Here is a 12968-nt window from a genome sequence, read left to right on the forward strand (position 1 = left end):
TGGGCGTCGTGGCCACCTACGACGACCTGCCCGGCTACGAGCACCTGATCCTGCCCGCCGACCTGCTCGCCGCGCACACCACCGCCCGGGCACCCACCACCCTGCTGGTCGGCGCCGCCGAGGGCACGACCGCCGAAGCGCTCCTGGCGGCGGTGCAGGGCGTCGCCGGCAACGCGCAGGCCGGCCTGACCGTCGGGGACCGGGAGGCCCTGGAAACCGCGTTGCAGGCGGGGCTCGACGTCAACGCCCTGATCAACACGCTCATGCTGCTGGTCGTCCTGGCCTACGCGATGATCGCCGTGATCAACACCGTCGCCGTCTCCGTCCTCGGCAGACGCCGCGAACTGGCCCTGCTGCGCCTGGCCGGCGCCACCCGCGCCCAGGTCCGCGGACTGCTGCTGACCGAAACCGCGGTCGCCGCCGTCACCGGTCTCGGCGTCGGCCTCGTGGTCGCCTGCGGGGCGGTCCTGCCCACGGCGATCGTCGTCGGCGCCAACCCGGTCGGCTCCGCACCCTTGGTGATCCTGCTCGCCATCGGCCTCGCGGTCGCACTGATTACGCTGCCCATCACCGCCACCGCCGCCCGCCGGGCGATGAGCGGACGGCCCGCCGACACGCTCACCGCCTGATCACCCCGGCCGGGCGCGCACGACCTTCGCTCCACCCGGCGCGGCACAGTTTTTTCGCTGGGCGCCGCTGCCCACATTGATTGACCGATCATCTGCCTTCATTCTCGAATTCGCGTGGAATACCTGCGCGCGCTTCCGGAGGACCACTTTGTCTGTTGTAGAACAATGTGCGGTGCCTGCGGCGGCCTCTTTGGGTGAGCACCGGGCAAGCGCCAAGTTCCGCTGGTGGCTGGTATTGCCGTTGCTCACCATCGCGCTGGCCATCGCCATCCCGTTCGCGCCCGTCAAGGCTGACCAGGTGGAAGTGTCGTGGCCGCAGACCGGTCGGCCGGCGGAGTCGGCGGTGGCGATGATGGTGCCGTATCGGCCGCTGCGCCTGGATGCCACCTTGGCGTGTGAGGCATTCAAATCGGCTGCACCGGGCAAGACCACCACCGCGTTCGCCACGTTCCCCGCCGATGCCGTCGAAGTCCGTGCGCACGGGCTGCTCGTGCAGCTCCGCGACGGGCAGTTGGTGAGTATCGTCGGCGGCCGCGAGCACCTGCTCGGGCCGCCGGCCGAGGGGGAGTGCGCTTACCGGATCCACGTCGAAGGCCATGAACTGCGGATCGCGCTGCAGGACCGCGCCGGGGAACACGAACTGCTGCGTACCGAGGCGCTGGTGCCGCAGGTTGCCGCGTTCGTCACGGACCTGCCTCCCGATGCCGCGGTGTCGGCTCGCGTGTTGACCGACGCCCGCTTCCAAACTTCACCGTCCCCGCTCAAAGCGGCGCTGATGGCCGGCTGCGCGATGGGTGTGCTCGGCTGTGTGGTGGCCGGTTTCCTGGTGCTGGCACGACCTCGTCACCGCACCACTCGGCGCCTGCCCCAGCGAGTGGACGCCGGGTGGAGTGCGCTGGTCGCGGCCGGGATCGCCGCATGGGGTGTGCTGGGACCGCAGACCGTGGACGACGGCTGGTTCCTGGGCATGCACCGCAATCTGGCCGCGGCGGGGTTCGCGGGCGACTACTACATGGCGTTGAACGTGGCCGAGACCCCCGCCGTCCTGCTGCAATACCTGTTCGCGCCGTTGTTCCAGGTGAGCTGGGCCCCGCTGATGACCAGGGTGCCCGCCATGGCGGCCGGGTTCGCGATCTGGCTGCTCCTGCTGGGCATCATCCGCTTGCTGCGGCAGCACACCGACGCCGTCCGGGTGCCCACCGCCCTGCTCGCCGCCGCGTTCGCCGCGGTGTGGACCTCCAGCGGGATCGGCCTGCGCCCGGAACCGTTCGTCGCGCTGTGCACCGGGATCAGCGCCTACACCGCGGTCCGTGCCCGGCTTACCGGCACCCCGGGGTGGCTGGTGGCCGGCGGGGTCGCCGCGGGCGTGTGCTTCGCGGTGACCTCGACCGGGATGCTGGCACTGATCCCGCTCGTCCTGGGCGTGCTGGTCACCCTGCGCCGCGGTCTCGGGACACGCGGGACCGTGCTGCTACTGGCGCTGGTGGCCGCGGCGATCGCTGCGGCGTCACCCCTGGTCTTCGCCCACTCCGGCATCGGCGGCTTCCTGGATTCGGCCGGCGCCCGCTACTGGTACGGCGCCGCGCAGAGCTGGTACGGCGAGTTCAGCCGGTATCAGATGCTGCTCGGCGGAGTCGCCGAGGACTTCACCTTCGAACAGCACCCGGCCCGGCGGCTGCCCGTGCTGCTCGGTATCGCGGTGCTGGTCATCGTGCTGGTGTTGCGGCCCCGCCACCATCCCGGGCACACCTTCGCCGGTGTGTCCAGCTGGCCGTTCGCCTGGCTGGGCCTGGCGTTCGCTGCGCTGCTGCTGACGCCGACCAAGATCGTTTCGCACTTTTCCGCGTTGAACTTCTACCTGGCGCTGGTGCTCGCCTGCGGCCTGGCCGCCCTGCCCCGGGCGTTCGCGAGGGAACGCGCCGGCTGGCTCCTCCGGCTTGGTGTCCTGTTCCTGATCACCGTGGTGGTCAGCCTGGGGTGGTACGGCCCGAACTCCTGGTGGGGCTACCACCAACTCGGCATGCCGTTCCTCGGCGAACGTTTCGCGGGCGGCGCGTTGGCCCACCCCGCGATCCTGCTCGTCGGGGGCGGTGTCGCCGCCGGCGCGCTGCTGTTCTGGCAGCGTCACCGCGGCACCACCGGCGGCGACGAGCAACCCTGGTACACCCGGCTCCTGGGCTGGACGGCCATGGCCATCGCCACCGCGACGGTCGGCGTCCTGCCGATCATGCTGCTCGGCCTGCACGGCAAGGCCGCGCTCAACCAGCACGCGGCGGGCTCCTGGTCGCCCGTGCACACCAACCTCGCCTCGCTAATCTCGACCAGTTGCGGTGCCGCCGACGCGGTGCACCTCGCCGAAGGGGGCACCCTGCAGGACCGGATCGACCACACCGCCGGACCGGTACTGGTCGACTGGCCGATCTCCACCTGGCACCCCTGCACCCGCTTGCCGGCCCTTGCCGACGGCCTGCTCGAACCCCCCGCCCTGTTGGTGCGCGCACCTGCTCAGTACGAATTCCACGGCGAACTGACCCGCGAGCACCGGCCCCACGGCGGCGGCTTCGCCCCACTCGACTCGGTCGCCGACTACCACGAAATCCCGGCTTCCCTACCCGGCCACGCCGATCCGGCGGTCTGGGGCACACTGCTCGAAGTCCGCTACCGCTATCCCACACAGGCCATCGACAAGCAGGTCAGCACGAGCACGCGGCCAGGCTGGTGGCGGGGTCCCACCTACGCCAGCGAGCAGTACACCGGCCAACCCGAACCATCCTGATCGAGCACACGCGGCGACGAACACCGCAGGCAACGGCGCTGCCCGCGCCCAGGGGCCCTGCGCTCGAGTGGGCCATAATGCTCGATGCTCAGCCCGATGACCAGCTGCCAGATCGCGGTTCGCGTGGCGCCGGCGTCACGTTCGGACAATCCGCCCGAGCGGGCCGCGGCAGCGCGCCTGTTCGAACGAGTACCGATCCACCCGGTCCGGCGCAGCCACCACCCGTGCGTGACCGCGGTGTTCTCCCCACCCGAACACCGCATCGGCGAGCGCTGACCGGCGGATCACCGTTTCGAGGTAGTTGCCCACTCGGCCGGGCGATTTCCGCCTGTTGGTTTCGACCACCTGGCTGGTTGCCACAAGACTCGGCGTCATGCGCACACGGCGGCTCGTTCCGACAATCGCCAGTGCTGCCGTCGTGTGGTGTTCGGCGGTGGCCGTTTTCGCCACCCCCGGTGCGGTGGCGGCACCCCTGCCGGGTGGGTTGGGGCCGTGTCTGGGAAACGCCTGTCCCGATTCCCACCCGCCGGTCGGCAATGGGTCCTTCGCCGGTCGTGACGAGGGCATCAACATCTACGTCGGCAGTGATTTCCGGGTGCGTGGGGCGGCGGCGGAAGCCGAAGGCAAAGTCGTCGTCCTCGGCGATTTCGACCTGGCGAAACGGGCCGGTGGTTCCGCGGTTTACAACGTCGGCATCGCCGGGGTGGGTTCCCGCGTGCCGCCGCCGGACGGTTCGGATTTCCTCACCACCGGCGGGGACGTGACCGTCGTCGGCGGCCAGCGCCTGCTCGCCGACGGCGGCGTGGTCCGGCACGCGCGCAACCTCCGCGGCACCGTCACCGGCACCACCGAGCAGGACCCGGACGCCGCCAAGCCCTACCTCGGCCTGCGTGAGGAACTGCGCCTGGCCAGCCAGTGCTACGCACGCCAGCAAGGCGCGCAACGGCCCACCACGGGCACCGCGCGCAACGAGGGCTACCGGACGCTGTTCACCGGTGACGGCGAGTCCGCGCTGCAGGTGTTCACCGTGGACTTCGACCTGACCGGGCCGACCGGTGGCATGCAGGGCCTCGAGTTCGAGGGCGTTCCGGCCGGGGCGACCGTGCTGGTCAACCTGGTCGGCGACGCCAGGGCGATCAACACCTACACCGGTGACCTCGCCGACCAGGAACCGTTGAACAAGCTGCGGGAACGGCTGCTGTGGAACTTCCCGGACGCCGGCAGCGTGAAGATCGCCGGTGGAGCGCAGTTCCAGGGCAGCGTGCTGGTCGGCAATCCGGGCGGCCTGACCACGGTCACCGCGTCGGGCGTGAACGGCCGGTTCTTCACCACCGGTGCGCTGCTGCACACCTCGGAGAACACCGGCGGCGGTGGGCAGGAGTTCCACGCCTACCCGTTCGAGGGCGACCTGCCCGACTGCACCACCAAGCCCACCACCACAACCACCACCGACGCCACCACGACCACCAGCGGAGCCAACACGTCGGGCACCGGCACGACGAGCCGGACCACCAAGCCCGTGCTCCACCTGACCGGGACCAGCACCCACACCCACCCCGCCGTCGCGGGGACCCATCCGGCCGGTGGGAAGCCGCTGGCCGCCACCGGCACCGACGTCGGCGGCCTGCTCGCGGTCGGCGCCCTGCTGCTCGCCGCGGGCACCACCCTGGTGGTCATCGCGATCCGGCGCAGGCACCCGCAGGGGGAATAGGCTCCCCCGCCGGCGGGAGGTGCCCTGGCCTCGTCCACGCGACACTGGGGCGATGACCCCAGTGGTGTTCGAGCACGTCGTGCGGGTGCGGCCGGTGGACTGCGACCGCCAGGGCGTGGTGCACGCGTCCCGGTACGCCGTGTTCTGCGAAGCGGCGATGATCGAGGCGCTGCGGCACGGGCTGGGTGAGTACGCGGCGCTCGAACGGGCCGGAGTCGACTTCGTGCTGGCCGAGTTCACCATCCGCTACCTGGCGCCGACCCGGTTCGACGAGTTGCTGTCGATCGCGGTGCGGGCGTCGCGGGTGGGGACGACGGCGGTGACGGTGGAGTTCGGTGCCCGGGTCGGTGACCGCCACACGGCCGCGGCCTCGGGCCGCTACGTGCAGGTGTCCACGAAGGACTGGACGAAGGTGCCGTTGCTGCCCGGGGTCCGGCGGGTGTTCGGGTGAACCGTCAGCCCAGGTCCCACGCGCAGCGGAAGCCCACCGTCGCCGAGCGCGCCTGGCCAAGGCCCGGCAGCAGCAGTTTCACGCTGTGGTCCGGACCGTGGCGCCCGCCCTCGACGTACCATTCGGAACCGTTCGCGCGGTAGTCGCTGCCGCCCTTGAGCAGGACGAACCGGGTGCGGCCGTCCGAGTGCTCGCTCTCGGTCCAGTTCCACACGGCGGGCTCAGCACGGCGCAGGCGGCCGGTCTCCCCCGCCAGCTGCCACTCGTCCTCGGTGGGCAACCGGCCGCCCCGCCAGGCGCAGTAGGCACGGGCGTCGTCGAGGTCGACATGGGTCACCGGTGCGTCGTCGGCACCCGGGTTCGCGAGGAAGCGGTGCGGTTGCACCGGGCGGTAGCCCGTTTCCGCCAGGAACGAGGCGAACTGCGCGTTGGTCACCTCGGTCACCGCGACGGCGACGTCATGGGCCAGTTCCCCGTCGCGCTGCAGCGTGCGGGCGTCGTGCAGGCGTGGCGGCAGTGGCTTCCACTCGTCGACGTACGGCGCGCCCTGGTACATCCCGGTTTCCCTGGCGCGGTACCGCACGGTGAGCACGTAGGGCCCGGCGGGCACCACGACGGCGTCCGGTTCGGGGGTGCCGGTCGCCCGATATGAACGCGGTGAACGCGGTGGACGCACACGGGTCGCCAGGCGGTGCGGGAACCGGGCGTCGGGATCGTGGGGCAGGTCGCGCAAGCCCGGCACCCAGTCCGGTTCGGGCACCCCGGGCGCCAGGCGGAGGAAGGCCGCGATGCCGCGCGCCGGGACCGGACCGCCGAACAGGTTGGTCGCCGAATCCAGCACCGGGCCCGGATAGTCCTGCTCACCGCGGTTGACGACCGTCCACAGTGTCATCCCGCCGAGTTCCCAGCGGGACGCGTAGACCCCGGCGGCCTCGGCTTCGGGGGACAGTTCGGCGAGCGGGGTCCACTCACCGCCGAGCAGCAGGTCAGCCGCCGCGCGCTGAACGGCGGTCATCCGCCGCACGGTCGCGGAATCGCGGGTGGACCAGCCGACCCACACCCCGAAGACCACCTCCCATACCATCACGCCGACCCCGTTGAGCCAGGCGGACTGCAGTTCCCCGGTGTGGTCGCGGTGCCAGCGCCGGATGTGGTGCTGCATGTGCCGCCGCTCGTACCAGTGCGCCCGCAGCACACCGGGCACCGGTGAGTCCGCGAAGAACTGCGCCCACGAGCACGCGTGGTCCTCGATGCGCTCGACGGCCAGCTTCGACTCCCCCTCCAGCACGATGCCGGGCCGGGCTCGTTCGAGCTGTTCGACGAACTCGGGTTCCGCCTTCTTCAGCGTGTCGAGGAAAACGCCGTCGGCGCCGAGGTCGGCCACGAGCGAGGCCAGCTCGGTGACGTCGTCACGCCCCCGGCGCGTGCCGACGTCCCAGGGGTTGTAGTCGACGAACACGCGCAACCCCGCGTCGTGCAGCGCCTCGACCAGGTCGGGCAGGCCGGGCACGTCGCGGTAGAAGTCCCACTGGTTGCGGTCGTCGAGGCCGATCACCGGGTAGGCGTGCCAGAGCACCAGCGCGTCGAGACCGCCGAAACGTTCCTGTGCGTCGGCGAGGAAGCGACCGGGGGTGAACCGCCCTTCGTCGAAGGAGTAGAGCAGTTCGTCCCAGAGCCACACCTGCGCGACCGCGTAGCAGCGAGCCGCCCACGCCGCGCCGGGGCGCTCGTAGGCCACGCCCCTGTACCCGTGGCGGGCGCGGGCGTCCTCCCGCCACTGCCGCAGCCGCTCCCGCCAGGCGGGCCGGTCGGCCGGATCCGCCGGGCCGCTGAAGATCTTGGCTTCGTCGAGGTCGCTGAACGGGCCGTCGAGGGGGACCTCGGTCGGCTGGTCGATGGGCCGGGGCACGAGCGGGTCGAACGCGTAGGTCATGGTGCCTTTCCTCGGGCCGCGGCTACCTCGTCGGCGGTGGGCACGGCGGCCTGCGCGCCTCGCCGGGTGACCGAGAGCGCGGCGGCCACGCCGGCCAGCCGGGCGGATTCACCCAGGTCCAGCCCCCGCGCCAGGGACGCGGCGAGCACGCCGCAGAAGGTGTCGCCCGCCCCGGTGGTGTCGACGGCGTCGACCGGGATGCCGGGGATCTCCAGTGGTTCGCGGTCCCGCCTGGCCACCAGGCAGCCTTCGCCGCCGAGGGTGACGACCGCGGCGGGCACGCGTTCGAGCAGCGCCTCCGGGGTGCCGGCGAGGTCGGCGGCCTCGTGCTCGTTGACGATGAGCAGGTCGAGCGTGTGCCACAGGTCGTCGGGCAGTTCCCGCGCCGGTGCCGCGTTGAGCACCATCAGCGCGCCGGGACGGCGAGCCGCGGCGGCCGCGCGGATCGCGTCGAGCGGGACCTCCAGCTGCGCGAGCACCACGTCCGCCAGCGCGACGCGCCCCGCTTGCGCCGGGCCGAGCGCCAGTACCGAGTTGGCACCCGGCGCGACCACGATCGCGTTCTCCCCGCCGGGTGCCACGGTGATCAGCGCGGTGCCGGTGGCCGCGTTCACCCGGTCGACCAGGTCGACGCGCACTCCGGCGCCCCGCAGCGAATCGAGCAGCAGGTCGGCGGAGTCGTCGCGGCCGAGTGCGCCGACGAAGCTGGTGGGCGCACCACCGGCGAGCGCGGCGGCCACGGCCTGGTTGGCGCCCTTGCCACCGGGGCTGCGGCGCAGTTCGCCGCCGAGCACGGTCTCCCCCGCGCCGGGGGTGTGCGGCACGTCGACGACCAGGTCGACGTTCGCCGAACCGACCACCACGACCCCGCTCACCGGGCCACCAGCGCTTCCGTGCGGGCTGCCAGGTCGGTGATCCGCTGCTCGCCGCCGGGCAGCGAGGTGGCGATCCGCCCGTCCAGCGGTTCCGCCCACTGCTCGGGCACCCCGTGCAGGGCACCGACGACCCCGCCGACGGTGGCGGCCGCCGAGTCGGTGTCCCAGCCCGCGGTCACCGCGATCGACACGCTGGCGCCGAACTCCCCGTCGCCCCTGGCCAGTGCGTAGGCGATGACGGCGGCGTTGTTGAGCACGTGCACCCAGTGCAGCTCGCCGAATTCGGCGTGCAGGCGGTCGAGCCCGGCACGGACGTCCCCGTCGGCCGCGGCCGCACGGCCGAGCCGCACGGCCCGGTCGAGCGCGCTGCCTGGCGGGATCACCGTGCCGGCGGCGTCCAGGACACCGTGGACGGTGTCGCAGACCATGGCCGCCGAGCACAGCGCGGCGGCCCACATCGCGCCGTAGACACCGTTGCGGGTGTGGCTCAGCCGGGCGTCGGTGTGGGCGAGCCGGGCAGCCGTGCGCACGTCACCCGGCGACACCCAGCCGAACACGTCGGCGCGGATCAGCGCGCCGATCCACTCGCGGAACGGGTTGTGGTGCGTCGCGGTCTCGGGCACCGGGCGGGCGTCGAGCACGTTGCGGTAGGCGGCGCGCTCGGCGGTGAACACCCGGCCCGCGGGCAGGTGGTCGAGCCACAGCTGCGCGACGTCGTCGGTGGTGAACCCGCGTCCGCGTTGTTCGAGCAGGACCAGTGCGAGGATCGGGTAGTTGAGGTCGTCGTCCTCCGGCATCCCGTCGATGTTCTCCGCCAAGGAGTTCGGCGCCGACCGGCGGTTCCACGGCCACCGCGCCGCCACCTCCGGCGGCAGACCGGCGGCGGTGAACCACCGGTCCAGCGGCCACCGCCCGGTCGCGCGGAGGATCTCCTCGATGCCCTCGCGCGGGATCTTCTCCACGGGTTTGCCGAGCAGGCACCCGGCGGCCCGGCCGGTCCACGCGCCGAGCAGGCGGTCACCGGTCCCGGACGGCAGTTCCGGGGCGGGCGGCAGGGTCGCGGCGATGGCCTCCCACGACTCTTCGGCCGGGGCGGGTCCCAGTTCGTCGAGCAGGGTCCGCGCGAGCGCACGCAACTCCGGTGACGCCGGTCGCGGTCCGGCACCGCTGACCGCGGGCACCGGATCACCGCCGGCCCCGGTCCAGCGCGCCCGCACCGCCGCCACGTCCCTGCCTTCGGCGGCGGACTGGACCAGTTCGTGGGCGAGCAGGTCCTCCGGCTGCGCCCAGGTCAGCCTCACGAACCGACCTCGTCCAGCACGGCGATCCTGGCCAGCGCCCGGTCGCGGTCCGCCCGCAGGATGTCGGCCGCCGCCGAAGCCATCAGCAGCCCGGTTTCGCGGAGGTCCATGCGGCTGGCTTCGCTGACCGCGGTCAGCCACTCCCCCGGCACCGCCGAGGTCCCGCCCAGCCCGGCGCAGATCGCGCCGGCCATGGTGGCGATCGAATCAGCGTCCCGGCCGTAGTTCACCGAGGCGAGCACCGCGCCCCGGTAGTCGCCCCGGTGGGCCAGGACGAACGCCAGCGCGGCGGGCAGTTCCTCGATGGACTTGGTGCGCGACGGGCGCCGCGCGTCCATCGACATCTGCCGGTACCGCGGCCCCACCGAATCGAACGGGGCCACCGTTTCCCGCACCAGCCGGGCCAGCGCCCGCTCCTCGTCGTCCGTGCCGGGTGCCCGCTCCCACTCGCCGAAGGTGTCCACGACCGCCCGCAACGCCGCGGCGGTGCCGTCGTGCGCGACGTCCAGCGCGGCCGTGACCACGTCGCCGACGCTCGCGCCCGGGGTCACCGAAGCTGCGACCATCGCGGCGACCACGCCCGCGGCCTCGCGGCCGTAGCTCGATTGGTGCGCACCGGTCAGGTCGATCGCCTCGGCGTAGGCACCCCGCGGGTCGCCCGCGTTCGCGATGCCCACCGGCGCCACGTACATGGCGGCACCGCAGTTCACCACGTTGCCCACACCCGCCTCACGCGGGTCCACGTGTCCGTAGTGGAGTCTCGCGACGATCCACTTCTCCGCCAGGAACACCCGTTGCAGCAGCAGCGCGGTGGACTCCAGTTCGGGCACCCAGCGCGGCTCGCCGATCATCAACGGCACCAGGTCCTCGGCCACGGCGTAGGCGTCGAGGTGGGCCCGGCGCTTCGCGTAGACCTCGACCAGCGCCCGGGTCATCAGCGTGTCGTCGGTGATGTGCCCGTCGCCCTTGTGGTAAGGCGCGATCGGGCGCGCGTCCCGCCAGTTCGGGTACCACGGCCCGACGATGCCGGTGACGCGCCCGCCGTGCCGCTGTTCGATCTGCTCGGGCGTCCACCCCTCGGTGGCTCCGCCGAGCGCGTCGCCGACGGCCGCGCCCGCGATCACCGCGACGGCCCGGTCTTCCAGCCAGGTCAACGAATTCGCTCCTTACCCGCTGATGTTCTGCCAGCCGTCGCGCAACTGGGCGGCCAGCCCGGCGGCGTCGACCTCCTGCGCCAGGAAACGCTGGTACGCCGGGGTCGCGACGGTGTCCTTCCACTGCGCGTACTTGTCCGCGAACACGTACGGCGCCGAGGTCAGGTGCTGCCCGGACGCGAGGATGACGTCCCAGCCGTTCTTCGTGCCGACCTTCGCCGCGAGCGCTTCGCGGGCGGAGGTGGTCGGCGGGATCAGGCCGTCGGCTTCGTTGAGCGCGGCCAGGTTCTCGGTGCTGGTGAAGAAGTCGATGAACGCCGCGGCCTGTTCGATGTGCGCGGAGTCCTTGTTCACCGACAGCGTCTGCGCGCTGCTGGCCTGCGCCGGGCCCGCCGGTCCGGCCAGCGGCGGCAGCACCACCCAGTCGAAGCCGGCCGGCGCGTCCTTGGCGATGTTCGCGGCCTGGTAGGAGCCCTGGATGGTCATCGCCACCTGGCCGCCGTAGAACGGCGCGAGCGCCTTGGTCCCGGACTGGGTCAGCGTCACCGGCATGATGGACCCGTCCTCGTGAGCCATGGCGTTGACCAGCTTCGGCAGCGCCATCTCGCCCTCGCCGATGCTGACGTCCACCGCGTCGCCGGTGCCTTCGAAGTACTTGCCGCCGAACGCGGGTGCCATCGCCACGAACGAGGCGGTCGGGCTGGACAGGCCCCAGCCGAGGCCGAACCGGCCGTCCTTCGTGGTCGTCCTGGCGATCTCCCGCAGCTGGTCCCAGGTCATCGTCGGGCCGGTCGGGAGGCTCACGCCCGCCTGCTGCAGCTGGGTCCGGTTGGCGAAGACCACATAGGACTGGACCTCGGTCGGGTAGGCGATGACCTGCCCGTCCACGGTGACCGAGTCGAGCACGCCCTTGGTGACGTCGGCGCGCTTGGCTTCGGGCAGGTGGGGGGTCAGGTCGGCGACGTAGCCGTCCTTGGCGAACGGCACGATGCCCGCCGCCTCGTAGTGGATGATGTCGGGCGCGCTACCGGCGTTGAACTGGGTGATCAGCTTGTCGTAGACCCCGTCCCAGCCCGCTTGCACGATCTCGACCTGCGCGTCCGGATGGGTCCGGTTCCACTCGTCGACGGTCCGGCGCGTCTGCTCGATCGCCCCCGGCTGGTCGGACAGGGACTGGAAGGTCAGCTTCACCGGGCCCGGGTCCCCGCTGTCGCCGCTTCCGCAGGCGGTCAGCACCAGGCTGAGCAGGCAGGCGGCCAGCGCCGCGCGTCGAATCTTCATTGACCGACCTTTCGGGTTCTGTTGGGTCACCCCTTCACCGCCCCGGCCATCAGCCCGCCGGTGAGCTTGCGGCGCAGCAGGGTGAAGAAGACGATGCTGGGGATCGCGGCGAGCACCGCGCCCGCGGCCAGCGGGCCGAGCGCGACCTTGCCCTCACCGCCGATGAACATGTTCAGCGTGATCGGCAGCGTGTAGTTCTCCGGCGACTGCAGCAGCACCAGCGCGAAGAAGAACTCGTTCCAGGAGGAGACGAAGCTGAACATCGCCGTCGCCACCACACCGGGCGCGAGCAGCGGGAAGACGATGGCGCGCAGCACCCGCAGGCGGCTCGCCCCGTCCACCGCGCCCGCCTCCTCCAGTTCCACCGGGATCGCCGCGACGTAGCCCTGCAGCATCCACAGCGCGAACGGCAGCGTGTAGGTGGTGTGCACCAGGGTGAGCCCGGTCAGGCTGTCGGTCAGCCCGAAGGTCCGCAGCACCAGGAACAGCGGCAGGATGATCAGCACCACCGGGAACACCTGGCTGACGAGGATCCAGCCGACGCCGGCGGCCCGCACCCGGCCCTTGAGCCGGGCCAGCACGTAGGAGGCGGGCAGCGCGATGAGGATGACCAGCGCGGTGGAGGCCAGCGCGACGACCAGGCTGTTGCCCGCCGAGTGGATCAGCCCCTGCCGGTCGAGCGCCTCGCGGTAGTTCTGCCAGTGCCACTGCTCCGGCAGCAGGCTCACCGACAGCGAGTTGAGTTCCCCCGACGACTTCACCGACGCCGAGATAAGCCACAGCAGCGGGAAGCCGAGGAAGAGGATGTAGAGGGCCAGCGCCAGGTACTGGGCAGGGCGCAGCAGCGCACGCACGGC

11 protein-coding genes are annotated in these 12968 nt (G+C 72.0%); 4 read left to right on the plus strand and 7 right to left on the minus strand.

Going from position 1 to position 12968, the window contains the following annotated elements:
* Both AC07EG_RS39290 and AC07EG_RS39295 read left to right on the plus strand, forming a co-directional pair.
* Positions 1-629, plus strand: a 629-nt coding sequence (locus AC07EG_RS39290) for an FtsX-like permease family protein (RefSeq protein ID WP_478258373.1), incomplete at its 5' end; no start/stop codon positions are given.
* A gap of 172 nt (positions 630-801) precedes the next feature.
* Positions 802-3405 carry an arabinosyltransferase domain-containing protein gene (locus AC07EG_RS39295; RefSeq protein ID WP_478258374.1) on the plus strand — a complete coding sequence of 868 codons (2604 nt, stop codon included), beginning with the start codon at positions 802-804 and terminating at the stop codon, positions 3403-3405.
* Between the two features lie 135 nt (positions 3406-3540).
* On the opposite strand, the gene AC07EG_RS39300 is transcribed toward AC07EG_RS39295, so the two are convergent.
* Positions 3541-3855 carry a hypothetical protein gene (locus AC07EG_RS39300; protein WP_478258375.1) on the minus strand — a complete coding sequence of 105 codons (315 nt, stop codon included), beginning with the start codon at positions 3853-3855 and terminating at the stop codon, positions 3541-3543.
* Between AC07EG_RS39300 and AC07EG_RS39305 the strand changes: the two genes are divergently transcribed.
* Together AC07EG_RS39305 and AC07EG_RS39310 are read left to right on the plus strand one after the other, a co-directional pair.
* Positions 3839-5116, plus strand: a complete 1278-nt coding sequence (locus tag AC07EG_RS39305) for a choice-of-anchor A family protein (RefSeq protein ID WP_478258376.1) — start codon at positions 3839-3841, stop codon at positions 5114-5116. The genes AC07EG_RS39300 and AC07EG_RS39305 overlap by 17 nt on opposite strands.
* 52 nt (positions 5117-5168) lie before the next feature.
* Positions 5169-5567, plus strand: coding sequence for an acyl-CoA thioesterase (locus AC07EG_RS39310; protein ID WP_478258377.1), 399 nt, complete (start codon positions 5169-5171; stop codon positions 5565-5567).
* Between the two features lie 4 nt (positions 5568-5571).
* On the opposite strand, the gene AC07EG_RS39315 is transcribed toward AC07EG_RS39310, so the two are convergent.
* From AC07EG_RS39315 to AC07EG_RS39340, 6 genes are read right to left on the minus strand one after another with little or no spacing between them, the layout of a single operon-like run.
* Positions 5572-7500: an SUMF1/EgtB/PvdO family nonheme iron enzyme gene (locus AC07EG_RS39315; protein ID WP_478258378.1), complete on the minus strand. Its 1929-nt coding sequence runs from the start codon at positions 7498-7500 to the stop codon at positions 5572-5574.
* Positions 7497-8375: a ribokinase gene (locus AC07EG_RS39320; RefSeq protein WP_478258379.1), complete on the minus strand. Its 879-nt coding sequence runs from the start codon at positions 8373-8375 to the stop codon at positions 7497-7499. The genes AC07EG_RS39315 and AC07EG_RS39320 overlap by 4 nt, the downstream gene beginning before the upstream one ends.
* Entirely contained in the window at positions 8372-9676 is a 1305-nt protein-coding gene (locus AC07EG_RS39325) for an ADP-ribosylglycohydrolase family protein (RefSeq protein ID WP_478258380.1), read from the minus strand. Before AC07EG_RS39325 ends, AC07EG_RS39320 begins: the two co-directional genes overlap by 4 nt.
* Positions 9673-10830: an ADP-ribosylglycohydrolase family protein gene (locus AC07EG_RS39330; protein ID WP_478258381.1), complete on the minus strand. Its 1158-nt coding sequence runs from the start codon at positions 10828-10830 to the stop codon at positions 9673-9675. The genes AC07EG_RS39325 and AC07EG_RS39330 overlap by 4 nt, the downstream gene beginning before the upstream one ends.
* 12 nt (positions 10831-10842) lie before the next feature.
* A complete protein-coding gene (locus AC07EG_RS39335; RefSeq protein ID WP_478258382.1) occupies positions 10843-12111 on the minus strand; it encodes an ABC transporter substrate-binding protein in 1269 nt (422 codons plus the stop codon).
* A gap of 26 nt (positions 12112-12137) precedes the next feature.
* Entirely contained in the window at positions 12138-12965 is an 828-nt protein-coding gene (locus AC07EG_RS39340; RefSeq protein ID WP_478258383.1) for a carbohydrate ABC transporter permease, read from the minus strand.
* Positions 12966-12968: the final 3 nt, after the last annotated feature.

The sequence above is a fragment of the Amycolatopsis sp. NPDC045836 genome (assembly GCF_056431745.1).